The 24,847-nt window shown below is 33.6% G+C and carries 28 protein-coding genes; all 28 read right to left on the bottom strand.

What is annotated here, in order from left to right; genetic code table 11:
* Nucleotide 1: 1 nt before the first annotated feature.
* A complete protein-coding gene (mnhG, locus tag BMX60_RS01060; protein WP_177159646.1) occupies nt 2-307 on the bottom strand; it encodes a monovalent cation/H(+) antiporter subunit G in 306 nt (101 codons plus the stop codon).
* A gap of 21 nt (nt 308-328) precedes the next feature.
* Nucleotides 329-592 (bottom strand): MrpF/PhaF family protein, encoded by a 264-nt coding sequence (locus BMX60_RS01055; RefSeq protein WP_091348096.1) that lies wholly within the window; start codon nt 590-592, stop codon nt 329-331.
* Nucleotides 585-1,091, bottom strand: coding sequence for a Na+/H+ antiporter subunit E (locus BMX60_RS01050; protein WP_177159633.1), 507 nt, complete (start codon nt 1,089-1,091; stop codon nt 585-587). Before BMX60_RS01050 ends, BMX60_RS01055 begins: the two co-directional genes overlap by 8 nt.
* A 130-nt stretch (nt 1,092-1,221) precedes the next feature.
* Nucleotides 1,222-2,016: an RnfABCDGE type electron transport complex subunit B gene (locus BMX60_RS01045; RefSeq protein WP_091348090.1), complete on the bottom strand. Its 795-nt coding sequence runs from the start codon at nt 2,014-2,016 to the stop codon at nt 1,222-1,224.
* A 23-nt stretch (nt 2,017-2,039) separates the two neighbouring features.
* Nucleotides 2,040-2,615 (bottom strand): electron transport complex protein RnfA, encoded by a 576-nt coding sequence (locus tag BMX60_RS01040; protein ID WP_091348087.1) that lies wholly within the window; start codon nt 2,613-2,615, stop codon nt 2,040-2,042.
* A gap of 15 nt (nt 2,616-2,630) precedes the next feature.
* Complete coding sequence (rsxE, locus tag BMX60_RS01035; RefSeq protein ID WP_091348084.1) at nt 2,631-3,185, bottom strand: electron transport complex subunit RsxE; 555 nt, start codon at nt 3,183-3,185, stop codon at nt 2,631-2,633.
* A gap of 10 nt (nt 3,186-3,195) precedes the next feature.
* Nucleotides 3,196-4,587, bottom strand: coding sequence for an FMN-binding protein (locus BMX60_RS01030; RefSeq protein WP_091348082.1), 1,392 nt, complete (start codon nt 4,585-4,587; stop codon nt 3,196-3,198).
* A complete protein-coding gene (locus tag BMX60_RS01025; protein ID WP_091348079.1) occupies nt 4,587-5,564 on the bottom strand; it encodes an RnfABCDGE type electron transport complex subunit D in 978 nt (325 codons plus the stop codon). The genes BMX60_RS01030 and BMX60_RS01025 overlap by 1 nt, the downstream gene beginning before the upstream one ends.
* 18 nt (nt 5,565-5,582) lie before the next feature.
* Complete coding sequence (gene rsxC / locus BMX60_RS01020; RefSeq protein ID WP_091348077.1) at nt 5,583-6,872, bottom strand: electron transport complex subunit RsxC; 1,290 nt, start codon at nt 6,870-6,872, stop codon at nt 5,583-5,585.
* 273 nt (nt 6,873-7,145) lie between these two features.
* On the bottom strand, nt 7,146-8,561 hold the full coding sequence (gene aspA, locus BMX60_RS01015; RefSeq protein ID WP_091348074.1) for an aspartate ammonia-lyase: 1,416 nt from the start codon (nt 8,559-8,561) through the stop codon (nt 7,146-7,148).
* A gap of 105 nt (nt 8,562-8,666) precedes the next feature.
* Complete coding sequence (locus tag BMX60_RS01010) at nt 8,667-9,287, bottom strand: redox-sensing transcriptional repressor Rex (protein WP_091348071.1); 621 nt, start codon at nt 9,285-9,287, stop codon at nt 8,667-8,669.
* A 205-nt stretch (nt 9,288-9,492) separates the two neighbouring features.
* A complete protein-coding gene (gene fdhF / locus BMX60_RS01005) occupies nt 9,493-12,177 on the bottom strand; it encodes a formate dehydrogenase subunit alpha (protein WP_091348358.1) in 2,685 nt (894 codons plus the stop codon).
* A 26-nt stretch (nt 12,178-12,203) separates the two neighbouring features.
* The gene (gene nuoF, locus BMX60_RS01000) at nt 12,204-13,994 is read right to left on the bottom strand and encodes an NADH-quinone oxidoreductase subunit NuoF (RefSeq protein ID WP_091348069.1); all 1,791 of its coding nucleotides are present in this window, start codon (nt 13,992-13,994) and stop codon (nt 12,204-12,206) included.
* A gap of 13 nt (nt 13,995-14,007) precedes the next feature.
* Nucleotides 14,008-14,382 (bottom strand): (2Fe-2S) ferredoxin domain-containing protein, encoded by a 375-nt coding sequence (locus tag BMX60_RS00995; protein ID WP_242945678.1) that lies wholly within the window; start codon nt 14,380-14,382, stop codon nt 14,008-14,010.
* Complete coding sequence (locus BMX60_RS00990) at nt 14,379-14,942, bottom strand: ATP-binding protein (RefSeq protein WP_091348066.1); 564 nt, start codon at nt 14,940-14,942, stop codon at nt 14,379-14,381. Before BMX60_RS00990 ends, BMX60_RS00995 begins: the two co-directional genes overlap by 4 nt.
* Nucleotide 14,943: 1 nt before the next feature.
* Nucleotides 14,944-15,441, bottom strand: coding sequence for an NADH-quinone oxidoreductase subunit NuoE (gene nuoE / locus BMX60_RS00985; RefSeq protein WP_091348063.1), 498 nt, complete (start codon nt 15,439-15,441; stop codon nt 14,944-14,946).
* 25 nt (nt 15,442-15,466) lie between these two features.
* Nucleotides 15,467-16,201, bottom strand: coding sequence for a PHP domain-containing protein (locus BMX60_RS00980; protein WP_091348060.1), 735 nt, complete (start codon nt 16,199-16,201; stop codon nt 15,467-15,469).
* The gene (locus BMX60_RS00975) at nt 16,188-16,532 is read right to left on the bottom strand and encodes a hypothetical protein (RefSeq protein ID WP_207648371.1); all 345 of its coding nucleotides are present in this window, start codon (nt 16,530-16,532) and stop codon (nt 16,188-16,190) included. Before BMX60_RS00975 ends, BMX60_RS00980 begins: the two co-directional genes overlap by 14 nt.
* On the bottom strand, nt 16,522-17,763 hold the full coding sequence (locus BMX60_RS00970) for a [Fe-Fe] hydrogenase large subunit C-terminal domain-containing protein (RefSeq protein ID WP_091348054.1): 1,242 nt from the start codon (nt 17,761-17,763) through the stop codon (nt 16,522-16,524). Before BMX60_RS00970 ends, BMX60_RS00975 begins: the two co-directional genes overlap by 11 nt.
* Before the next feature lies 1 nt (nt 17,764).
* Complete coding sequence (locus BMX60_RS00965; RefSeq protein ID WP_091348051.1) at nt 17,765-18,193, bottom strand: ATP-binding protein; 429 nt, start codon at nt 18,191-18,193, stop codon at nt 17,765-17,767.
* A gap of 4 nt (nt 18,194-18,197) precedes the next feature.
* Nucleotides 18,198-18,563 (bottom strand): DRTGG domain-containing protein, encoded by a 366-nt coding sequence (locus tag BMX60_RS00960; RefSeq protein WP_091348048.1) that lies wholly within the window; start codon nt 18,561-18,563, stop codon nt 18,198-18,200.
* A 145-nt stretch (nt 18,564-18,708) separates the two neighbouring features.
* A complete protein-coding gene (locus BMX60_RS00955) occupies nt 18,709-19,380 on the bottom strand; it encodes an SPOR domain-containing protein (RefSeq protein WP_091348045.1) in 672 nt (223 codons plus the stop codon).
* Between the two features lie 5 nt (nt 19,381-19,385).
* Nucleotides 19,386-20,114: a polysaccharide deacetylase family protein gene (locus tag BMX60_RS00950; RefSeq protein WP_091348042.1), complete on the bottom strand. Its 729-nt coding sequence runs from the start codon at nt 20,112-20,114 to the stop codon at nt 19,386-19,388.
* 414 nt (nt 20,115-20,528) lie between these two features.
* Nucleotides 20,529-21,398: an energy-coupling factor ABC transporter ATP-binding protein gene (locus BMX60_RS00945; RefSeq protein WP_177159632.1), complete on the bottom strand. Its 870-nt coding sequence runs from the start codon at nt 21,396-21,398 to the stop codon at nt 20,529-20,531.
* 14 nt (nt 21,399-21,412) lie between these two features.
* Nucleotides 21,413-22,111 carry a CbiQ family ECF transporter T component gene (locus BMX60_RS00940; RefSeq protein WP_091348036.1) on the bottom strand — a complete coding sequence of 233 codons (699 nt, stop codon included), beginning with the start codon at nt 22,109-22,111 and terminating at the stop codon, nt 21,413-21,415.
* Complete coding sequence (locus BMX60_RS00935) at nt 22,112-22,795, bottom strand: energy-coupling factor ABC transporter permease (RefSeq protein ID WP_091348033.1); 684 nt, start codon at nt 22,793-22,795, stop codon at nt 22,112-22,114.
* Nucleotides 22,796-22,989: 194 nt separating this feature from the next.
* A complete protein-coding gene (locus BMX60_RS00930; protein WP_091348030.1) occupies nt 22,990-23,463 on the bottom strand; it encodes a PRC-barrel domain-containing protein in 474 nt (157 codons plus the stop codon).
* Nucleotides 23,464-23,538: 75 nt separating this feature from the next.
* Complete coding sequence (locus BMX60_RS00925) at nt 23,539-24,819, bottom strand: MFS transporter (protein WP_091348027.1); 1,281 nt, start codon at nt 24,817-24,819, stop codon at nt 23,539-23,541.
* Nucleotides 24,820-24,847 lie beyond the last annotated feature (28 nt).

The raw sequence follows: 24,847 nt of genomic DNA, 5'->3' as shown, positions 1-24,847 counted from the left end.
ACTAATCCCCCTTCCCTTGGGTTTTTTCGAGAAAGTCTTTTTTGTATTGAGCCCTGGCAATTATATGGGCAGCGGTAGGATTAGTTATCCAGACAAATACTATGATAATTAAAAGTTTAGCAGCAACAAATGGTTTATCGAGATTATATAAAGCTAGAGCTAACAATGCTAAACCTGCCCCTAAAGTATCACCTTTAGTTGTGGCATGCATCCTAGTATAAGTATCGGGCAATCGCAATAACCCGATGGTGCCAACGGAAAAGAAAAAAACACTGAAAAATAATAATACAGCAATAATTATCGACATAAAGGACAATTTTGGCACCCCCTAATCTATATTTTCAGTATCAATATACTTTGATACACCTATTGTCATGATAAAACTAATTAAAGCATAAACAACAGCTACATCTAAATAAAAGGTCTCATTAAAAACAAAGGAAATAAGGGAAAGAACAATTAAAGCCTTTGTTCCTATAATATTTATGGATACAACTCTGTCTATTGTCCTTGGTCCTATAATCGCCCGATACAAGCAAAGAAAAACTAAAATCATCAAAGCGATGGCTGTCCCTATAAATAAATTATCCATCCTTTTCACCATCCAGATAAAGCATTTTTGATTTTACTGCCCAGTTTTGAACATCTACAGCGTTTTGTTCAGTTAGATAATGAACGACAAAAATATCTTCATCCACATCAATGGTTAATGTTCCAGGGGTTAAAGTAATAGAATTTGCTAGCAAAGTCCTTGCTAATGGTGATTTTAATTTTGTTTTAAAAGTTACAATTCCGGGACTTATTGGCATTTTGGGAGAAAGGACGATCTTTGCAACTTGAATATTAGCAATAATCATGTCCTTAATAAGAATTATTGTAATATGGATTAGAGTTATAATTTGTATTATAAAATTTTTTTTACCGTAAAAATGAAAATCCTTTAAAAAATCCCTATTAAATATCTCTACTAAATAAGCTACCACTATCCCTACTAATAAATGTTGTATTTCCACAGTCTCAGCTACTATAATCCAAAAAGCAAACAAAATTAAAAATAAAATCAATGGAGTTTTACCTTTTAATCTAGTCAAAAAAACTCCTCCTTTATATCTGGAATGTAACTCCATTATACAACTGAATAATAGTAAATGTCAGTTTCAAAATTTTCCAAAATCCATTCAGTTTAAAGCGCCTGTATAGGATTAACAGGCGCTTTTAAAACTATTGTACTTTCTTAATAGCGTTAGTTGGGCACTCCCCTATACACTTCTCACAGGCAGTACATTTGAAATTATCGATAACTGCAAGGTTGTTTTCTACAGTTATGCATTGTTCTGGGCAAACCTTTGCACATTTCCTACAACCAATACAGCCCACTTTACACACTTTCATAGTACTAGCACCTTTGTCTATTGAGTTACATAACACATGAACCTGACTTCCTTGGGGAACCATACGGATTACATCCTTTGGACAAGCAATAACACATTTTTGACAACTAGTACAAATTTCTTCGTCAATAACAGGGATACCATTTTCTCCCATTGTTATTGCATCAAAGGGGCACTCCCTTACACAAGTAGCTAAACCTAAACAACCGTACTTACATGCTTTTGAACCACCATCAATTAGCATTGCAGATACACAGTCTTTAACTCCATCATAAATAAATTTCTCTTTAGCTACTTCACTAGTACCATTACAAATTACTCTTGCGACCATTTTGGTATCTTGAGTAGAACTTTTAGCTTCTATTCCCATAATCTCTGCAATTTTATCTGCAGTTTTCTGTCTCCCTACAGGACAGCCAGTAATAGGGGCTTTACCTCCTACAACAGCTTCAGCAAAACCTCCACATCCAGGGTAACCACAAGCACCACAGTTAGCTCCAGGTAAAATTTCATTTATTGCATCTACCCTAGGATCTACTTCTACAGCAAATATTACTGAGGCAATGGCTAGCATAGTACCAAAAACAACACCTATACCACCAATTACCAGAATCGGTATTATCATTTAAATACACCCCCTATTTTCCACTAAAATACGAATCCTGAGAAAGTTAGTGCTAAAATTGCTGCAGCAACAAGGGCAGCTGGAACTCCTTCAAAAAACTTATTTCCTCCAGAAAGTTCTAATCTTTCTCTGACACTAGCTAATAAAACTAATGCTAAAGTAAAACCTAATGCTGCACCGATGGCATGAAAAATAGTTTCAATTAAAGTATAACCTTTAGAGATATTTAGAATAGCTAAACCTAATACAGCACAGTTAGTAGTAATTAGAGGCAAGAAAATCCCCAATGCTTTGTAAAGGGTCGGACTAGTTTTCTTGATTGCTAATTCAACAAACTGTACTAAAGAAGCTATTACTAAAATAAAGGCTAGAGTTTGAAGGTACTCAATCTTTAAAGGTTTTAAAAGGGTATTTTGAATAAACCAAGTTATTATTGAAGATAAAGTCATAACAAAAGTTACTGCCATACCCATACCAACAGAAGTTTCAACTTTTTTCGATACACCTAGGAAAGGGCAGATACCAAGGAACTGCCTTAATACAAAATTGTTTACAAAAATGGCAGTGAAAAGTATTGTTAAGAGATTAGATATATTCATTAATTATCCCCCTTTCTAGCTTCTCTTAAGTTTTGTTAAAGTAATGAAGTTAATTAAACCTAATAATAAACCTAAAGTTAGAAAAGCACCTGGAGGCATACCAAAAATACCGATAGATCCGCTTAATATTTCTCTGATACCTCCAAGAACTGTTAAACTCAATGTAAAACCTAATCCCATTCCAACGGCATCTAATAAAGATGGTAAAACTGATTCTTTAGAGGCAAAGGCTTCAGCTCTACCTAAAATTAAACAGTTAACAACAATAAGGGGGATAAAAATCCCTAAATTTTCATATAAAGGATATGCAAAAGCTTCCATAAACATATCTACTATGGTAACAAAAGTAGCAATTATTACTATAAAACTGGGAATCCTTACTGCACTTGGGATTAATTTTTTTACTAAAGAAACTATTATATTTGAACAAATCAATACAAAGGTTGTTGCCATACCCATACCAAAACCATTTATGGCACTGGTGGTTACAGCAAGGGTAGGGCATAGACCTAGTAAAAGTCTAAAAACAGGATTTTCTTTATATAAACCTTTAGTTAGTTCTCCTAACATGTTGCACCTCCTACTGTAGCCCACTGGTTAGGGCATTTTTAACGGCATTCAAGATTCCCTTAGAAGTACCGGTTGCTCCAGTCTTTACATCTACATCTAAAGTATCGGACCCCTCTAATCTTTCCTTCATAGCTTTCCTTGCTATATCAGCATATTCTTTTGTCTCATCTGCTGTAGAAATATAGTTGATTTCAACAATAACACCATTTTTAATAGTTACTTCAACCTTTACCGGTCCAAAGAATCCTTCAGCTTCACCTCGGTAAGTTCCATTAGGAATTTCTTTTAAGTCTATTACCGGTTCACCCCTTAAGGCATTTTTAACTGCTTCTAGGATACCTTCTGAAGTTTTGGTAGCACCGGTTTTTACATCTACTTGTTCGAGGTCAGTAGCTTCTAGCAATCTTTCTGTCATTTTTTCTACAGCTATAGCTACATAATCAGCTGTATCTTCTGATGCTTCAACTGTCAAGCTAACTATTTTACCATTATTTACAACTACTTCTACTTTAACTTCACCAAATAACCCTTGACCAACTCCAACATATTTACCATTAGCAACTTCACTTAAGATAATTGGATCTTCAGGTTCTTCTTGATCACCACCGAAGAATTGTGCTAAAGCATTTCTTACAGCAGCTTTAATACCATTACATGTAGCAGTAGCTCCAGATACAGTATCAACTTCTAATGTTTGTTGTTCAATAATATTTTTAGGGGTTTTTTCAAAAGCTGGATCAGAAATTCCCGGTGTTTCGTTATGGGATAAAATCTTGATATCTACCAGTTTCCCATCCTTTATTGTAACTTCTACTTCAATATCTCCACCGAAACCTCTACCTGCACCTTTATAAGTACCATCAGGTACCAATGCAAAGTCAATTTCTGCAATTAATCCTAATAATCTTCCTAAAATAGTAACAGCTTCATTAACACCTGCTAATGCCCCTAAACTAGAAGAAGTAGCACCTGAAACCACATCAAAATTAATACCACTTTCTAGTCCTTGACCGATAAACTCTGCAAGTTTATTAGGAGCAAAAGGTCTGTCACCAAGTCCAGGTGTTTCACTATGACTTAACACTTCTACACCTGTTACTACCACATCGGTTGTTAAACCAACAATCATTACTATAGGGGAAGAACCATAACCCTTTGACTCCACCCTAATAACATAACCAACATGTTCTCCATTTTTATACCCTTTAAAATATTTTATTCCATTTTCATCAATTTCTTCAAAATCATCGGCATCGATAACCCTTCCCAATGCTTGGGCTAACCTTTGTCTTGCTCCTTCTTCAATAATAGGTGAAGTAATATTATTTACTACAGCTAGTAATCCTGTAGCTATTGCGGCAATTAAGGTAAGGGTTATTATTAGACGAAAAATGTTGTTCATTATTTCTTCACCTCCCCAAAAGTTTGAGGTATTGTATATTTATCCAATAAAGGAGTTAAAGCATTCATAAATAAGATGGCAAAGGTTGCACCTTCAGGTAGTTGTCCATGGTATCTAATTAATATTAAGATAAGACCACAACCAATTCCATAATACAACCTACCTTTTTTAGTAGTTGGAGAAGTAACATAACAAGTTGCCATATAGATTGCAGCTAAAAGGGCTGTACCAGAAAACCATTGGAATAAAACCTCATTAACTGCTAATTGGATAAAATTAGGAGTAAATCCTTGGGAAATAGCTACATAGAAAATAGAATAAACTCCCATTGCTCCTAAAAAGCCACCTGGAATTCTCCAATCAATATGACCTTTAGCTAGTAAATAAAAACCACCAATTAGTATAGCTAAAGCCGATGTTTCACCTAAACTCCCAGGAATATTCCCGATAAACATATCAAATAAACTATAATCGGGGGCGCCAGGAGCTAAGGCTGTTGCAGCAGTTACTGCATCCACTCCAGGAGTAATCCATTTAGCTGCCATTACTTCTGAGAAAGAAGCTACTAAGAAAGCTCTACCAACTAAAGCAGGATTAAAGGGGTTTTTACCTAAACCACCAAAGACATGTTTTCCTATTAAAATTGCTACTGCTGAACCTAAAGCAGCAAGCCATAAATATTCAAGTTCTCTCCCGATAACTGGTGGTAAACTTAAACCAAGTAAAATACCAGTAATAGCAGCGGAACCATCGCCGAAGAATTTTCTAATACTTATTTTTTTATGCAATACAATAGCTTCAAAAAATAATGCAGTAAAAGTACTTACAAATAATATATAAACAGCGGCCATCCCGTAAAAAATTATAGAAGCTAACATTACAGGGATAAGGGCAACTACTACATCCCACATAATATAGTTAATATCTCTAGGACTTCTAATATGGGGAGATGGACCAACTACAAATTTATCCTTCATCTGTCGATTCCCTCCTCGTTATTTACTCCCTTTTTTGGAGTTTACTTGCCATTTACCTTGTCTGATTAGATGGATCAAAGGTATCCTTGATGGACATACATAAGAACAGCATCCACATTCTATACAGTTAAACAAATGTAATTTTTGGGCTTCTTCTAACATACCTTTTCTAGCATAAGTTGCTAAATAATTGGGCATTAAATACATTGGACATGCATCAACACAACGGGCACATTTAATACAAGTTTTTTCTTCAACTAATTCAACTTCTGATTCAGTCAATACTAATATTCCAGAAGTACCTTTAGTCACAACTTCATCTAAATCTGCAACTGCCCTACCCATCATAGGACCACCAGCTATGATTTTTGCAGCATCTTCTGTTAGACCACCACATTGGTCAATAACTTCCCTAAAGGTAGTTCCAATTTTTACTATAATATTTTTAGGTTCTTTAACACCTTTACCAGTAACAGTTATACCCCTTTCATAAAGAGGTTTACCTTCCCTTATTGCATCAGCTACAGCTGCCGCTGTATACACATTATTAACTAGTGCACCAATATCTACTGGAAGTCCTCCTATTGGAACTTCTTTATTAAGAACCGCTTTTATAAGCTGTTTTTCTCCCCCTTGTGGATATTTAACTTCAAGGGGCACTAGTTCAATATTATTATAGTTTTTAATAGCCTCTGATATAGCTTGAATAGCCTGGGGTTTATTGACCTCGATACCGATGTAGCCTTTTTCAGCCCCTGTAGCCTTAAGTAAAGCCCTTAAACCATAAACTACTTTTTCAGCTTGTTCAGTCATAATTCTATCATCGATTGTTAAATAAGGCTCACACTCAGCACCGTTTAAAATAATAGCTTCAAACTTTTTCCCTTCAGGTGGAGTAAGTTTTACATGGGTTGGAAATGCGGCACCACCCATACCGACTATTCCCGCTTCTCTAACTATCCCTTTAATTTCATCGGCAGTTAAAGAATCGATATCTCTCTTTTCGCCAAAAACAAACTCTTCCCTATCTTCTCCTTCAATGACAACATACTTGTCAGTGATTTCCACCACTTTCCCTGAAATACTTGAATGAATTGGTGCAGAAACAAACTTTTCTGTATCTCCTATCTTTTGACCTATCACCACATCTTGTCCCTTTTCTACTAAAGGCTGACATGGTGCTCCAATGTGTTGTTGTAGTAAAATCTTCACTCTTTTGGGTGTATCCATTCTTTCAATAGCTTTATCCTTTGATAGCTCTTTGTTGTATAAAGGATGGATCCCACCCGGAAAACTTTTCCTTTTCAAGTATATCACCCCTTTATTAAATCTTTTTAAAGTCTTTATTAAGAAGACTTTATTTATTAAAAATTTGTATCTATTAAATACAAATTTTTTCAATCAAATCAGTGAATGAATTAACTTACACAACTAATAACACAAAAAAGGGACGGAATTAACCGCCTATAATATTTTACTAAATATATCTACTAAGTAGAAAAAGCTTTTCTTTTATAATAATACTTTCTACTTTGAAATTCAACCATATTCTTTTAAATTAGCCTTTATTAGAAAATATTACTATCTATCCAATAGTTCTTTCCCTGCTATTCCTGGTTTTGTCATTTCGTAGGGGTTAAGAATTATTTCTAACTCTTCTTCAGTTAATATACCCCTTTCTAAGACTATTTCCCTTACAGAACGGCCGGTAACTAAAGCTTCTTTAGCCACTTGGGAAGCTGTTTCATATCCGACATGGGGATTGATAGCTGTAACAATACCTATACTTTTTTGTACCAACTCTTGACATCTATCTATATTAGCAGTAATACCTTTTATACATTTTTCTGTAAATACTATTACAACATTCCTTAAAATCTCTAGAGATTGTAATAAATTAAAAGTCAATACTGGTTCCATAACATTTAGTTCTAATTGCCCAGCTTCTGAAGCTAAGGTTATGGTATGATCATTACCAATAATTTGGAATGCCACTTGATTTACAACTTCTGCCATTACAGGGTTAACTTTTCCTGGCATTATTGATGAACCCGGTTGAACCGGTGGTAGATTTATTTCATTAAATCCACATTTAGGACCTGAAGCTAAAAGCCTTAAGTCATTAGCTATTTTAGATAGGTTTACTGCACAAATTTTTAAAGCAGAGGAAACATTAACATAGGCATCGGTATTTTGAGTTGCATCTACTAAATTTTCTGCTCCAACCAAGTCAAAACCAGTGTTTTCCTTTAATTTTTCTACTACTAACTCTATATATTGGGGATCTGCATTTAAGCCTGTTCCAACGGCAGTTGCCCCCATATTAATTTCCTTCAATTCATCTAAAGTATTCTTTATCCTTTTTACATCTCTAGAAATTAGTCGGGCATAAGCTCCAAACTCTTGTCCAAGTCTTATAGGCACTGCATCTTGCAAATGGGTTCTGCCCATTTTTAGAATACCATTAAACTCTTCTTCTTTTGATTTTAAAGCATTTACTAAATCAGTTAAAGCTTGAATTACACCGTCTGCTAGTGACAAAGCAGATAACCTAATAGCGGTAGGAAAAACATCATTGGTTGACTGAGCCATATTTACATGGGTATTAGGTGAAACAATCAAGTAATCTCCTTTTTTTCCTCCTAATAGCTCAATAGCCCGATTTGCTATTACTTCATTAGCATTCATATTAAAGGATGTTCCTGCTCCCCCTTGAATTACATCCACTACAAATTGATCATGGAGCTTCCCAGCTAAAATTTCATCGGCAGCAGCTACAATAGCATCTGCTATTTTTTTATTTAAACGTCCAACTTCAAAATTAGCTTGAGCTGCAGCCTTTTTAATGTGGGCTAAGGCAATGATTAAGCTTTTGTGGGGCTTATAACCTGTTATTGGAAAGTTTTCCAAAGCCCTCTGGGTTTGTATCCCATAATACACATCTTCCCTTATTTCCCTTTCCCCTAGTAAATCTTTCTCAATTCTGTAGGATGCCACCTTTTTTGCCTCCTTAAAATATTTTATCCTTTACTATATTCTCCCTATTATTTAAAAATCCTGCCTATCATAATATAGTCTAAATTATTTATATAATAACTACAATTATAAATAATATGCCAAAGATTGAAGTTCTGTAGTAACATCGGCATTTTGTACTTTAACTCCTGGTGGAGCTTGAATTAAAGCAGGAGCAAAGTTTAATATAACTTTGATTCCACTATCGATTAATTGATCAGCTACCCCTTGAGCTGCTTGAGCGGGAACAGTAATTATTGCCATTTTTATATTTAGCTCTTTAACAACTTTGGGTAAATCTTCCATCGGATAAACAACTAAGTTACCAATTTTTTGACCTACCTTTGCTGGATGTCCATCAAAAAGGGCTACAATTTTGGTACTAGTATTTTGATACCTGTTATATTGACAAAGGGCAGCACCTAAATTACCAACTCCCACCAAAGCTATGTTAATTTGCTTATCAAGACCTAAAATAGATATTAATTTTTCAGCAAGGTCAGTAACCCTATAACCCATTCCTTTTACTCCAAAATCACCAAAAATAGATAAGTCCTTCCTAATTTGAGCAGGATTTAAATTTAAATCTTCACCCATTTGTTGAGAAGATACTGTATCGATATCCCTCTCCATTAGTTGCTGCAAATACCGTAAATAAATAGGTAATCTTTTTATTACCACATCTGGTATTTTATGAAATTTTGTCATCTAACTTCCCCCTTAAATCATTATTAAATTTATTAATTATTTAGATTATAGAAGAATCTTATTGATTAAATACTACCATATTTCCCTCGATATTGTAAATATTTTACCATGAAATAAATAATGATTGTGAAAAAAATATCATTTGTTTTTTGTATTGCAATATAAATACTTTATAACAAACAAAAGAGGCCCGTAGGCCTCTTTTTTAGAGTTTTTCAATTCGCACAGCACAGGATTTAAATTCAGGAGTTTTTGAGACAGGATCTAATGCTGGGTTTGTTAAAACATTTACCGCTGATTCAGCGAAGTGGAAGGTCATAAATACTACTCCAGGCCCTACCTTTTCAGTAAGCTGAACTTTAGTAGTTATTTCTCCCCTTCTAGATATAACCTTAACAGTTTCTCCATCTTCTATTCCTAGTTCTTTTGCTGTAATTGGGTTAATTTCTAATAATTCTTCATCTCTAAAAGCTTTTAATCCTTTTGCCCTTCTTGTCATTGAACCAGAATGGTAGTGGTATAAGTTACGTCCAGTAGTAAGGATTAATGGGTATTCTTCATCAGGTAATTCTTGGGAGTCTCTGTGTTCTACTGGAATGAATTTACCTTTACCTATTGGGAATGTATCTCTATGAAGGGTTGGAGTACCTGGATGATCTAATGTTGGACATGGCCAATGTAAACCAACTTTATCGATTCTTTCATAATTGATTCCACCATAAGCTGGGGTTACTTTAGAAATTTCAGCCATAATATCTTCTGGTTTTTGGTAGTTCCAGTTAGCTCCTAAAGAGTTGGCAATTTTAGTAATAATCATCCAATCTGGTTTAGATTCTCCCCTTGGGTTAATGGCTTGACGAACCCTTTGAACCCTTCTTTCAGTATTAGTAAAGGTTCCATCTTTTTCAGCAAAGGTAGCTGCTGGAAGTACTACATCTGCTAATTTAGCTGTTTCTGTTAAGAATATATCTTGTACAACTAAGAAGTCTAAGTTATTTAGTGCTTCTATTACATGATTGGAGTCTGGGTCTGTTAATACTGGGTTTTCTCCCATAATGTACATGGCTCTAATGGTTTTTTCCATTGCTCCATGGAGCATTCCAGAGATAGTTAACCCAGGTTTATCTGACAATGTAACTCCCCAAGCCTGTTCAAATTTAGCTTTAAAATCAGGGTTAGTAACAGCTTGATATCCAGGGTATACATTAGGTAATGCACCCATATCACAAGCACCTTGAACGTTGTTTTGTCCCCTTAATGGGTTAACCCCTGCATTTTCTCTACCTACATTACCAGTAGCTAAAGCTAAGTTAGAGATAGCAAATACAGTATCAACACCAGTGGTGTGTTGGGTTATACCCATACAGTATAGGATACCTGCACCATCTGCTTCTCCGTAAATTCTTGCAGCTTTTTCAATATCTTCTGGTTTAACACCACAAATTTTTGCTACTCTTTCTGGAGTATAATCTTTCACTGCTTCTTTTACTGCTTCGAAGTTTTCAGTTCTTCTTTCAATAAAGTCTTTATCCACTAAACCATCTCTGATGATTACGTGTAATAATCCGTTTAAAATAGCAAGGTTAGTACCTGGTCTGATTTGAAGGAATACATCGGCATATTTTGTCAGTTCTATCCTTCTTGGATCAATCACAACCAGTTTAGCACCTTTTTTCACTGCTTTTTTAATTCTCAAAGCTGTGATAGGATGGGTCTCAGTAGTATTTGAACCGATTACTAATAATCCTTTGGTATTTTCAATTTCTGCAATGGTATTTGTCATTGCACCGCTACCTAATGAAGTGGCTAGACCAGCCACAGTTGGGGCGTGTCAGAGGCGGGCACAGTGGTCAATATTGTTAGTACCTAAAACGGCTCTAAATAATTTTTGGAATGCGAAATTATCTTCATTGGTTACCCTAGCAGAAGCTAGACCTGCAAAAGCGTCAGATCCGTAATTTTCTTTAATTTCTTTAAACTTAGTGCTAATTAACTCTATTGCTTCTTCCCAAGTAGCTTCTTGGAATTTACCATCTTTCTTAATTAAAGGTGTTTTTAAACGATCTGGACTGTTGACAAAATCCCAACCAAAACGGCCTTTTACACAAAGGTGTCCACCATTAACTGGGCTATCAAAATGGGAGCTAACACCGACGATTTCATCATTTTTTACTTCTAAGTAGAAGTTACAACCAACACCACAATAAGAACATGTTGTTAGTACTTTTTTAGTTTCCCAAGCCCTAGCCTTACCTTTAGAAATTTTAGAAGTTAAGGCACCGGTTGGACAAACTGACATACATTGACCACAGAATACGCAGTTACCTACCTCTAGTTCTTTATTAAAAGGTGCTGAAATTGTAGTATCAAATCCACGATTTGCAAAATCTATAACATTGTTTCCTTGAACTTCATCACAGATTTTTACACAAGCACCACATAGGATACACTTTTCATAATCCCTTTGGATGAAGGGGTTGTTGTCATCTACATGTCTTTCACTTACTGCCCCTTCAAATCTGGAGTCTTCAACACCATAATCATAGCAGTAATCCATTAACTTACAATTACCGGCAGCTTCGCAAGTCATACAATCCTTCGGATGGTTAGCAAGAAGTAATTCTAAAATATGTTGACGGGCCTTTACTACTTTATCGGTTTTTGTATTTATCACCATACCTTCTTGTACTGGATAAACACAGGAAGCAGGTAAGTTCTTATGACCTTCGATTTCCACAACACAGATTCTACAAGAACCGGTATTACTTATTGCAGGGTGGTGACAAAGGGTTGGAATTTCAATCCCTGCAAATTTAGCAGCTTCCAATACAGTACTGTTTTTAGGAACAGATACTTTCTTACCATCTATTATGATTGATACATGTTCCATTTCATCACTTCCTTTCATCCACTGTATTATCCTTTATAAATGGCATTAAATTTACATTTTTCTACACAAGCACCACATTTGATACAAACTTCTGGATCAATTTCATGAAGTTTTTTAACTTCACCTTTGATAGCATTTACAGGGCAAACTCTACCACAGGCTGTACATCCTATACATTTTTCTGCTTCAATTTTATAAGTCGTTAAAGCTGCACATAACCCTGCTGGACAACGTTTTTGGTTAATATGGGCTTCATATTCATCTCTAAAGTACTTTATTGTACTTAAAATTGGGTTTGGAGCAGTTTGACCTAAACCACAAAGGGAAGTTAATTTTACTGTTTCACCAATTTCTTCTAATAATTCAATATCTCCTTCTTTTCCATTACCTTCGGTAATTCTTTCAAGGATTTCTAACATCCTCTTAGTACCTTCTCTACAAGGTGTACATTTACCACAGGATTCAGCTTGGGTGAAATTTAAGAAGAATTTAGCTAAATCCACCATACAAGTTGTATCATCCATTACTACAAGACCACCAGATCCCATCATAGCACCGGCATCAAGTAGTGAATCATAGTCAATTGGTAGATCTAATAACTCTTCTGGAATACAACCACCAGATGGTCCTCCGATTTGAACAGCTTTGAATTTCCTGTTATTAGTAATTCCGCCACCGATATCATATATAATTTCTCTGATAGTAATTCCCATAGGTACTTCAGCAAGACCTGTGTTATTGATTTTACCTGTTAAAGCAAATACTTTTGTTCCTTTACTTTTTTCTGTACCGATAGAGGCAAACCACTCAGCACCTTTTTCATAGATTACAGGAACATTAGCAAAGGTTTCCACGTTGTTGATATTAGAAGGCTTATCCCACAAACCTTTAACTGCAGGGAATGGAGGCCTTGGTCTTGGCATACCCCTTTTACCTTCAATAGAGGCCATTAAAGCTGTTTCTTCACCACAAACGAAGGCACCGGCTCCTTCTTTAATGTGTAAAGTGAAATTAAACCCTGTTCCTAAAATATCTTCACCTAATAATCCGTACTCTTCTGCCTGTTGGATAGCTATTTTCAATCTTTTAATAGCTAATGGGTACTCTGCCCTTACGTAAACATAACCTTCATCGGCACCAATGGCATATCCGGCGATAATCATACCTTCAATCAAGCTATGGGGGTCACCTTCAAGGATACTTCTATCCATAAAAGCACCTGGGTCACCTTCGTCGGCATTACAGATTACATATTTTTTATCACTTTGACTTTTGCTGGCAAATTCCCATTTTAATCCTGTAGGGAATCCACCGCCACCTCTACCCCTTAAACCTGATTTTTTCATTTCATCAATAACTTCTTGGGGTGTCATTTGGGTTAAAACTTTACCTAAGGCTTCATATCCACCTTTACCGATATATTCTTTAATATCTTCAGGGTTGATATAACCACAGTTTCTTAAAGCAATCCTTTGCTGCTTTTTATAGAAATCAATTTCTTTATAACTTGGAATCTTATGTTCCCCTTGTGGTGGTGTGTAAAGTAGTTCTTTAACTATTCTTCCTTTTAATAAATGTTCTTCTACAATTTTAGCAGTATCTTCTGGTGTTACTCTACAGTAAAAAGTTCCTTCAGGATATATAATTACAATTGGTCCCATTTCACAGAACCCATGACAACCAGTTTTAATTACTTTAAACTCATCTTGTATGTTATGTTTTTCCATATTTTCCGTTAGTGATTCCACAACTTTAAGGCAACCTGACGATACACAACCTGTACCAGAACAAACCAGTATGTGTCCACGTTGTATCATTTAAAAACCCCCTTTACTGTTTTTCAATTTTACCTATTACTGCATCTTTTAAGATATTACCATTGGCCAGGTGTTCAACAACGATTTTTTTAGCTAAATCTTTAGTAACCCTTCCATAGGTAATTCGGTCTTGTCCAGGAATTACAACATCAACTAAGGGTTCATGTTGACACATTCCTATACAGCCAGTTTGTGTTATATTTACTTTTAAATTTCTTTTATTAATTTCTTCTAAAATTGTTAACATTACATCCCTAGCTCCAGCAGCTATACCACATGTACCCATCCCAACTATTACGGTAGGGTGATCACTTTCCCGAGCTGTTGATAGCTTAGATTGCTCTTCCCTAAGTTTACGAAGATCTTCTAAACTTTTAATTTTACTCACTGCAATTCCTCCTTTATATGATGGTAGATATTTTCTTGAAGGTATTCCTTTAACCAACTAACTACCCAAGGGTCAGAAAAATTCCCATCTTCTCCGATATTTTCTTTTATTTCTTTTGAGTCAATCATAAAGGTATTAGGATTTATATCTGAATTGAGAGAGAAGATTATTTCACAATAGGGATTTAAAATTATTAAAGCTAAATAGGTGTCTTCTAGTTTTCCAACCGGTGGTCTGTCCCAATGACTTATTTTAAAACTAAAGTTTAAAGTAGTACCTTGTCCTTTTATTGATCTGATTTCAAAAGAACCACCAGATTGTTCACATAGCATTTTTGTTAGGGATAGACCTAACCCGACACTTCTAGTTTTTCTCGTAGTATAAAAGGGATCTGTACATTTTTTAACTATTTCTTCATCCATTCCATGACCATCATCTTTAATCATTACTGTCAATAAATCATTGGCATATTCTATTGCTATATAAATTTCGATTTTATTAGCATTTGCTCCTAATGAATTCTGTGCTAGATCTAAAATAATTTGAGATAAATCTTCCATTTTACTCTCTGTACTTGTCTAAGATTGCAGGAATATCATCTGGGGTTAACCTACCATGGGTATCGTCATTGATCATGATTACTGGGGCTAAGCCACAGGCACCAATACAAGCAACACCTTCTAATGTAAATAATAAGTCTTCTGTAGTACCATTTTTTTCTACATTCAGTTCTTTTTGAATCCTTTCAAATATCTTTTGTCCACCTCTAACGTGACAAGCTGTACCTAAACAAACCCTAATGATATTTTTACCCCTTGGTTTTAAGTGGAATTGAGCATAAAAAGTTGCTACACCGTATACTTGACTTAAAGGTATACCTAATCCATCTGCAATAGCAGCCATAACTTCTTCAGGTAAATAACCAAAAATATCTTGTGCTTTTTGTAAAACAGGGATAAGGGCACCTTTTTTCCCTTTGTACCCATCAATTAACTCTTCTAATTTAATCCATTTTTCATCTTTTTGATTTCCACCACAACAACAGTTAATTTGTTGCATAATCTCAACTCCTTTCTCATTTCCTTTACTGAAAATAACTTCTACCTTCTCTGTTTTGTAAAGCCAGTAGAAGTTCTTCTAAAGAAAAGCCTTTTACTACCAAATTAATTGGTTCAAATACTAGATCTTCCAGATTGTGTGCATCACATCCTTTAAATAGATTTTTGTTTGTCAAAGAATATTTATCTTTAAAAACTGTGATATCACAGTTTTTAGAAACCTCTAATATCGAGAAAAGGGGTTCTTCTGGGATAAAACCTAGTGTTTTTAAAAGACCGTTTTTATCCCTGTCTATATGGGCTGGAATACATACCCCTTGTAATTTCTCCACTATCTTAGCCAATTCTGTTATACTTAATGAACACCTTTGTAACAGTAATCTTTCTTCATAACCTAAAATATCTTCTTTTTCATTTACTATCACTTGATATCCAAAAAGTTCATAATCATTGGGTATAGGTAGAAGACTTTGATAAACTATTAAACCTAATTCTTCCGCTTTTTCTAGTTCATTAAAATAACAAAGTACATGGACCTCTTCTTTAGTCTCTACTTCTATTCCTGGCAAAAAATACATATTATTAGCTCGACATACATCTTGAAAAGCTTTTAAATTTTTAGTACTATTATGGTCTGTTATTCCAATAAAATCTAGACCTAGTTCCTTAGCCTTTTGTACTATCAATTGTGGTCCCATTTCTAAAGAAGCACAAGGGGAAAGTACAGAATGAATATGCAATTGTCCTTTAAGGTTTAACATTTTTACCCCTTATTCCTAGGCTGTAGAGTTTCCCTACAACTTCAAAGGCTGTTTCATTAGTGGTAAAGAGGTTAAGACCTTTTTCAACAGCTGCCCTTTGAGCCCCCTCTTCTACTTCTCCCACTACAATCACCCCTGAAAGCTCTGCTAACAGGGCAACAGCCACTATATTTATATGTCCTTGATGGGTTATCCATATAGAACCCTTTTCACTATTTCCAATTACTAAACTTAAAAGGTCGGTACAAAGACCAGTCTCTACTTCCAATTGGAGATCCTTTATATTAACTGGTTGTAAATTTAGTTTTTCCATTACCTCTTTAAGAATCACTACTATCCCCCCTTTTATTTAGCAAACATGATAGTCCACTTATTTTACCTTGGATAAAATCTTCAACATGGGCATGGCAAGTAGGTGCTCCACAAATACCACAATCAAAACCAGGTAAGGATTTTAATAGATTTTGTATTTTATTAGCCTTTGCAATAGCAGAAGAAATATCTTCATCATACTTCATTATCTGCCTTGGCTTCATTGACATTTGCCAATTAAAATATTCTGGTGGAAATTCCTTTAGTTTTTCTATGGATAAATCTCCCCCTATAGATTCAGCTAGTTTTCTCACCCTTACCCTAGCGATAAAGGGGTTTTCCACCAACATAGGCCCACCTACACATCCTCCAATACAGGCCCAACATTCTATATATTCTACATCTGTAAGTTTTCCAATTTCTATTTCATTTAATACTTTATTTACTTGTTCAATACCATCTATTACCACATTATCAGAACATTTTATTGCTAGACTTTCTCCCCCTGCTCTGGCCCAACCATATCCTAAACCTGTAGCTTTTAATTCTAATGCTTTAGTTTTGTCACTGGAAATGTATTTTAATATATTGCCATATAAATCCACTATAGACAACACTTCATTAACATTAGATTTTTCCCGTGCTACTGGTTGTTTCACTGCAGTAACTTTGGCAGGGCACGGAGATATATAAAATACTCCAATTTCTTCTTTTTTATATCCTTTTTTTAATCCTTCTTCTAATGCCAATCCCCCTGCGATTTCCAAGGGAGCTTCTACCGGGATTAGATGAGGAATTAAATCAGGGTGTAGTGCTTGGACTAATCTAATTACAGCTGGACAGGAAGCTGAAATAAAAGGTGGTCCACTGTGATTTTTTAAAACATTTCTGATTGCCAATGATACATAATCACAAGCTATAGCCACATCGAAAACTGAATCAAAACCCATAGCAATAAATGCTCCTAAAATTTTTTGTGGCTGTATATTGTGAGAAAATTGACCAAAAATAGCTGGGTCTGGTAAGGCAATATTGTATTTATATTTTTCTAAATCCTTTAAACTATCGACTTTTCCTGTTTTAGCATGTTGTGGGCAAATCCTAATACATTCTCCACAATCAATACATCTTACATCTATAATTTCAGCTTTTCCCTTAACCCTAATAGCTTCAGTGGGGCAAACCTTTACGCATCGGGTACATCCATTGCATAATGTATCCCGTAACCTAACAGAGTGAAAGTACTCCACTTTAATCCCTCCTCAAATAAACTACAGCGGTTAAGGTAGTTCCTAATCCTACTTGGGATTTAATATGTAATTCATCAGAGCAGCGCTTAATATTAGGAAGTCCTAAACCCGCTCCAAAACCCATTTCCCTTACTTCATCACTGGCAGTAGAATATCCTTCCTCCATGGCTAATTCTATATTTTCAATACCAGGACCTTGGTCCGTAGTTTTAATTTCAACTTTATCGGGGTAAATAATACAAGAAATTTCTCCTCCATTACTATGAATAACAAGGTTCATTTCAGCTTCATAACTAATTATAGAGATTCTACGTAAGATATCTGGAGCAACCCCTATAACTTGTAACGCCTTTTTTATTGCACTGGATCCTTCACCAGCCCGATTAAAATCCATGGGATAAACCTTAGCTGATACCACATGATTCTCCATGGAATCACTCCTTATTAGATTTTGTCAATTCAACGGGCAAAATTCCATTTTTGTATAATATTCCACAACTTTCAAACATGGTTTTGTTAGTCCTAATAAGGGGAATTTGACACTCCTTAGCTAGTTCAATTGTACCTTCATCAACTTTTTTTCCTCTAACTACTACAATTCCACCTAAATCTAACATTTCAGCGGTTCTGACAACTTGAATATTAACTAAACCTGTTAATAGTAGAATACCACTTTTAGCATAAGCTAAAACATCACTCAATAAATCAGCACCATATGCTTGAGAAATTTCTTTATTTAATAATTCTTCTCCAAATATAACTTCTCCTTCTAATAAAGAAATAATTTGCGATAATTTCATTATATTACCCCACTTTATTTTAATGTGATTTCTTTCACTTTTTAACTAAAGTATAACATTGATTATATTCAATATCAATACCTTTGAGAGTTTATTAAATTTTCACATAAATAACCCTCTTGCTGAGGGTAGTTTAGCAAGAGGGTTATTTATATTGACGTAAATATTTTACTAGTGATTGTAAATATTCTTTTTCGGCAGAGTCATTAGGGTTCCTTTGCCAAGCTTTATATAATTCTAATAACTCTACCATTTTTTGTACTTCTTCTTTATCTCCTTGATAACTTAAATCTAAATCTTCTAAAGGAACAACTAAATTGTTAATAAAGTATTGTTGAGTATTATCTAAAATAGTATTAAAACTAGTAAAAATTGCTTCTATATCTTTCTTTTCACTAGCTGTGGATACTTCTAGGGAAAATACCGGTAGGGTAATATTGACAAGATAGTTTTCAAACCCCAAGTCTTTTTGTAACTGTACTTCTGACAAAGCCCAATTCTTATCCAAATAGATACCTGTTATTAATCTATAATTCCCTTCTTCAACGATAACCGGGTGAAAACCAGCAGCCTTTAATTTAGCAAATTGGTTTTGGGCTCCTTCAGAAACAGTAAAAACACCGTTTTGAATAATATAGACTTCAGCAACTTCCCGGATTACTTCAAATTTATTATTAGTATCAACTGGTTCTGAATTATTACCACCAAATTTTAAAACTAATTCTTCAAAGTATCTTCCCATCCCGTATGTAAGTAAAATAGTAACAACTATAAGGATAAAAATCTTTCCAAAAGGTCTTTTCTTTTTCCTTCTCACTATATTCACCTCTTTCTAATTTGTTCTCCAAAGGCATTAATATAATAGTTATCATGATAAAGGAGTTCTTTTAGTGAAACTATTTGATACTCATCTATCAATTGACTTTCTAAAAGAATTCTAATGGCCGAAAATGTATATTTACAACTAGTATTGAATACTACTATTGAACCACCCTTAACATTATAATTTATTCTTTGGACTATATCATTAACACCTATCTCTTTAACATCATTTGAATCCACATCCCACAAAACATATTTTATTCCTAAACTTTTACAAGCTGCAGATACTGTTGAATTGTACTCAAAAGTTCGTAAAATTTCTAGCTCCTCTCCCCCTATCCTTTGAAATGTCTCTGTTATATCTTTTAATTCTTCAACGATCTGATTTATAGTTAGAGTTTCAATATTCTTATCAGTAAAAGCTAATAAACCAATTTGGTGTCCTTCTAATAGAATCTTTTCAACAAGAGTATCATCTAAAATCATATTTTCTGTTACGAAAATAGTGCTCTTAATATTATATTGTTTTAACAATTTTAGTAATTCACTTATATCTCCTTCATGGGTAACATTAAAGGTAAAGGCTAATTTATTTTCTTCAGTATTTACCCGCATTATTGGGACATACATATCCCCCCCAACTAATGTAAGGATTATTTTTTCCCCAAGAGTATAGGTTAAACCTAAAATCATCAGCATTACTACAAATATAAGGAAATACTTTTTCATTAAGACTCCTCCATTGAAACATTTCCAATACTTATCTAATATTTATTTTGTAAATTAAAAAATATACATAATAAAAGAAAAAAGATTTACCCTAATTAAAAGGATAAATCTCAGACTGAAGACAAACTATAGACAAAGTCATCATCAGCTGTGGTAATTAAACAAAGATACGATTAAGTTGAGGAGATAGATTTAAGAGCTGATTAGATAAAAGGAAGAAGGGGGGAGGAACAGGACGTTCCGAAAGCTCTATTGAGCCATGGATGGCGAATTAGAGCGGTACCCTTCTTCCTTTTAGATAGAAGCCTTAAATCTCGACGCAAAACTTTGTTAGAATGTTTAATTACCACAGCCTTTAAAAAATGACTTTGTCTACAAACTGAGATTTATCCTAAATAAAAGGATAAATCTAGTTTAAGCATAGTCTATTTTATTTTTGTTTTTTATATAAGAAGGTTTAGTTTCATAGGCTGTATAAATTTTTTCAGCTCCATCTTCAACATTATCTGGATAATTAATAGGTAATCCCATGTCAATTAATCTAGTAAACAATTGGTAAAGCTGAGGTTGAACTAAGTTAGCTTTATCTAACAGTTGAAAGTTTTGGAATACTTCTACCCCTTTGCTTTTGGCAAGTATTTCTCCTTTACTAAAAACATAGGTAACATCAGTAATATCAGGTACCAACTCCATATCATGGGTAGTAGTTACAATTGTGGTACCATGGGCAAAACAAAAGTGGTTTATCATATCTACAATACTTAATTTGGAACGGGGATCTAACCCAGTAAAAGGCTCATCTAAAAGTAATACTTCTGGATTAGTTACTAAAGCTCCCGCTAAAATTACTTTTTTCTTTTCCCCACCACTTAAATAATGGGGTACTTTTTTTGCTAAACCTGTTAACTTTAATTCTGTTAAGATCCAATCAACTCTATCTTTGATTTCATTTTCTGGGATACTATTATTACGTAAAGTTAAAGCAATATCATCATAAACCGTAGGTGCGATAATTTGTTCATCTGTATTTTGCAATACCACTCCAATCCTATTACGGATGGTATGAAACTTTTTATATGGTTTTATACCTAACACCAAAAGTTCTCCTTCAACATTTTCCATTAACCCCAAAATCCCTTTATATAAAGTGGTTTTACCAGAACCATTACAACCTAATATTGTTGTCCTTTCCCCTTTAGTTACTATAAATTCCCCCTTTAATTCTACTTTAGTTTTATCTGGATAAATAAAAACTGTGTCCTTTGCTTTAATGATTGATTTCAAATATACTCCCTCCCTTATACCAAAAAATACAAAGCAATAGAAAAAATGCTTAAAAAAACAGGGTATAAATTCCATATTGTCTTTTTTTCTTTTTCTAGTTTAATATTGCCAATTTGATAACCTCTAATATAAAAAACTTCTTTCATCCTTTCAGCGGCATCTAAAGCCTTTATAAATGTTATAGCAATAGCACCACCGGCATTTTTTAAATTTTTAAAGACAGAAAACCTTCCTGTACCACCCTTTAATTTTATTGTTAATAACAAATTACTTATTAGTTTATGAAAAATAAAAAAGGATCGGTAAGTGAAAAATAAGGAATCTGTAATAAACTTTGGCAAAAATTTGCTTAATATAGAAAATAAATTATAAATTGGTGTAGTCGCTACTAATAATAACATTGATGTAGCAATAGCAACTGTCTTAATTATTACCCAAAAGGCAGTTTGAAAATTGTGTCCTAATCCTAAAACAAATAATCCCGAAAAAAATATGGGATAAAAAAGAAAAGGTATAATCTTAAAAAGAGGAACCCTGTTTATTAACATGATAATCAACAATAATAGTAATATTAAATAAGGGAAATAGGGGGATTTAGTTATAATTAATAATGTTATATTAATAATTGTAAAAAGGACTTTATAGCTAGTATTGGCTGTATGGATAGGACTTTTTCCTGTTGTAGCTAAATAATCTATAACTTCTAATCCCATTTAAAAACCACCCTTTAATAAGTAATCTGGTCTGATTTTTCTAAAGTAATTTACAATAACCAATATAATTAAAGCTTCAATAATAGATCCAAATAATACAATACCTAATACTAACATAGCAAACCTACTATAAGTCAGATCTTCACCTGTTGTAACATGTTCCCCATGATCATGATCACAAGAATGGTAAACTATAGCAGGCTCTATACCTCCAATCCTTACTATAGTTACCATTAAACTGGCAGAAATAATTAATGCTATCAAAACAGTGGTGAAAAGTGCATATTGCCATTTGATCCCTTTCGTTAATAGGAAAGAGAATAAATAATAGCCTACAAAAACCTCTGAACCCATAATCAGGGTATTTAAACCAACTACTGTTATTCCTCCATGACCAAAGGTAGCTAAAATTATATTAACCAATAATATTGAAATAAATCCAAGTTTAGGACCTATAATCAAAGCTGTAAGGATAGATAAATTAAGATGAAAGGGAATCCCCAAAGGAATTGACATAACAATTAACATCAATGCAGCCATAATACCTAATTTAGCAATATTGTTAAATAACTCTTCCTTTTTAGTAGTAACTAATATATATCCTATAACAAGTAAAGTTATTAAATATCCCAATAAAGCTAATTGCCATTGAAGTAAATCATCAGTTATATGTAAATGACTCATCAAATCACTCCTTTTTCTATTTACTAATATTTATTCAATTATACTTGTTTTAAAACAAAAATGAGGATAAATACATTATAAAATTTAAATATTACTTTTACAATATTTACGAATATTATAACCTAATTTAACGACTTTACTATAAGGTTTATAGATTTTGAAAAAAATAGCAAGATTATTATAATCTTGCACAATTAACGATTAAAGACAATAATTGCATCTTTTCCAATTGTTCTTATTTTAGACATCTCAACTTCTCCCTTTTCTTCACCAAAAAGGTTAGTTTTATTGTCTTTTATTGTTAATGTAGTTATTTCTCCACTGGGAAAAGAAAAAGTAATTTCACCTAACTTCCCTAATATAGAACCATTTTCTAGCATGATATTTCTACCAACTAAATTTGTAAATCGATAACTTTCTAATTCTTTAGGTATATCTTTATCAAATTCTAAATTTTCTACCGTTACAGCATCTGAGCCTATGCTACTTATTTTATCTAGTGTTAAAGAACTTTGACTTTTTTTAAAGAGACCAACCTTTTCATTTAACTCTAATATAACGACTTTCTTTTCAGTGGGGTTAATTATTAAATCTGAGACCTTGCCGATTTGATTCCCCTCATTTAAGTTAATAACAGGTAACCCTATAACATCTTTACTTTTTAACACATTATGACCTCCTCTCCAATTCCCTTAATTACATAATAACACTAAAATTAGAAAATTAAAACTGTTATAATAGATTTAATTACTAAAATTATTACTATAAACTGTTTTTTGTTCTTTTTTTGTTAAAAGTTTATATCTCAGAAAAAATGTAAATGAACCTAACATTCTAAAAGTACCTGCTGTAATTAAAGCTAAATAAATACTACTAAAGGTTTCATAAACGAAAGCACCTACCATTGGTGAAGCGATAGCTGATAAACTTATCATGGTATTATACAATGCAATATAAAGGGTTCTGTTTTCATTGGGTACTACCTCTAATAATAGGTTAAATAAGACCAGACTTATGCCAGCAACAGCTGTACCCATAAAAAAGTTAACTATTAATAGGACATAAAGATTCCAAGATATAGCAAAGAGAAATGGAGACATGGCAATAGCAAATGTTGCTAAAATTACAGTATAGTTATTTCCTTTTTTATTTACAAGTTTACTCCATAAAGGATATGTAACAAAACCTGCTAATCCATTACCTACTGATAAATAACTAATCCATGTACCATCTGCCCCTAAATAATCTATCTGATAAATAGTAAATAAAGGCCATCCCATTTGCCAACCAAAATGAAACAGTAGTGAACAAAGACTAAATAAAATAAATGGCTTGTATGTTAAAACTTGTTTCCCCTTATTGATAAAGGTTTCAGAATTCTTATCAGTAGATACATAATTTTCTTGAAAGGTCGGTTCTTTCATTTTTAAATGGTAATAAACTTCTAAAAGGGCAAAACAAAAGGCAATAATAAAAAACAATTGATATATTTTAATCTCAGAACTCCCTTTGTATATCCTTAATATTTGCCCAGCTAAAAGGGTAATAATCATTCCACAAATAGAAGTAATTTTATTTCTAGTAGCAAAGGCTTGAGCCCTTCTTTCTGCTGGGATAGCAGTGGCAATAAAGGACTGCCAGGCAACTCCTGATATACTTCCCGGGAAATTCATAATACCATAAATTACAATTAGAGCACTAACCCTATAAGGAGTAGGTAATTGAGGGGTTAATGCTAAAAGTAGAAAGAAAAATCTAGTTATAAAGATAAACAATCCAGTAATTTTCTTTTTTTCTTTAAATATATCTACTAAAATTCCCCCTGGAATCATAGAGAATACAGATATCAATGCTGGAAAAGAACTTAACATAGCTATTTCATAAGTCTCTGCTCCTAAATTTTTCGCTAAGATACCTATAAAGGGAGTTACTAAATTTAGTGCTAATACAGAATAAATACCATTTAATGTATTGCACCTTATATTATGCTTTATATCCTGTTCAGTAAGAGAATAATTTCCCATGATAGATTAATCAACTCCTCTAATATTC

Origin of the sequence: Anaerobranca gottschalkii DSM 13577 (genome assembly GCF_900111575.1) — a bacterium.
Taxonomy (GTDB): domain Bacteria; phylum Bacillota; class Proteinivoracia; order Proteinivoracales; family Proteinivoracaceae; genus Anaerobranca; species Anaerobranca gottschalkii.
This window is presented reverse-complemented; position numbering and strand designations above follow the sequence as displayed.

Excerpts from the sequence above, each read along its gene's own strand:
- mnhG (WP_177159646.1), bottom strand. The coding sequence starts at position 307 with ATGTCGATAATTATTGCTGTATTATTATTTTTCAGTGTTTTTTTCTTT.
- BMX60_RS01055 (WP_091348096.1), bottom strand. The coding sequence starts at position 592 with ATGGATAATTTATTTATAGGGACAGCCATCGCTTTGATGATTTTAGTT.
- BMX60_RS01045 (WP_091348090.1), bottom strand. The coding sequence starts at position 2,016 with ATGATAATACCGATTCTGGTAATTGGTGGTATAGGTGTTGTTTTTGGT.
- BMX60_RS01040 (WP_091348087.1), bottom strand. The coding sequence starts at position 2,615 with ATGAATATATCTAATCTCTTAACAATACTTTTCACTGCCATTTTTGTA.
- rsxE (WP_091348084.1), bottom strand. The coding sequence starts at position 3,185 with ATGTTAGGAGAACTAACTAAAGGTTTATATAAAGAAAATCCTGTTTTT.
- BMX60_RS01030 (WP_091348082.1), bottom strand. The coding sequence starts at position 4,587 with ATGAACAACATTTTTCGTCTAATAATAACCCTTACCTTAATTGCCGCA.
- BMX60_RS01025 (WP_091348079.1), bottom strand. The coding sequence starts at position 5,564 with ATGAAGGATAAATTTGTAGTTGGTCCATCTCCCCATATTAGAAGTCCT.
- BMX60_RS01010 (WP_091348071.1), bottom strand. The coding sequence starts at position 9,287 with ATGACAAAATTTCATAAAATACCAGATGTGGTAATAAAAAGATTACCT.
- nuoF (WP_091348069.1), bottom strand. The coding sequence starts at position 13,994 with ATGATACAACGTGGACACATACTGGTTTGTTCTGGTACAGGTTGTGTA.
- BMX60_RS00990 (WP_091348066.1), bottom strand. The coding sequence starts at position 14,942 with ATGGAAGATTTATCTCAAATTATTTTAGATCTAGCACAGAATTCATTA.
- nuoE (WP_091348063.1), bottom strand. The coding sequence starts at position 15,441 with ATGCAACAAATTAACTGTTGTTGTGGTGGAAATCAAAAAGATGAAAAA.
- BMX60_RS00980 (WP_091348060.1), bottom strand. The coding sequence starts at position 16,201 with ATGTTAAACCTTAAAGGACAATTGCATATTCATTCTGTACTTTCCCCT.
- BMX60_RS00965 (WP_091348051.1), bottom strand. The coding sequence starts at position 18,193 with ATGGAGAATCATGTGGTATCAGCTAAGGTTTATCCCATGGATTTTAAT.
- BMX60_RS00960 (WP_091348048.1), bottom strand. The coding sequence starts at position 18,563 with ATGAAATTATCGCAAATTATTTCTTTATTAGAAGGAGAAGTTATATTT.
- BMX60_RS00950 (WP_091348042.1), bottom strand. The coding sequence starts at position 20,114 with ATGAAAAAGTATTTCCTTATATTTGTAGTAATGCTGATGATTTTAGGT.
- BMX60_RS00940 (WP_091348036.1), bottom strand. The coding sequence starts at position 22,111 with ATGGGATTAGAAGTTATAGATTATTTAGCTACAACAGGAAAAAGTCCT.
- BMX60_RS00935 (WP_091348033.1), bottom strand. The coding sequence starts at position 22,795 with ATGAGTCATTTACATATAACTGATGATTTACTTCAATGGCAATTAGCT.
- BMX60_RS00925 (WP_091348027.1), bottom strand. The coding sequence starts at position 24,819 with ATGGGAAATTATTCTCTTACTGAACAGGATATAAAGCATAATATAAGG.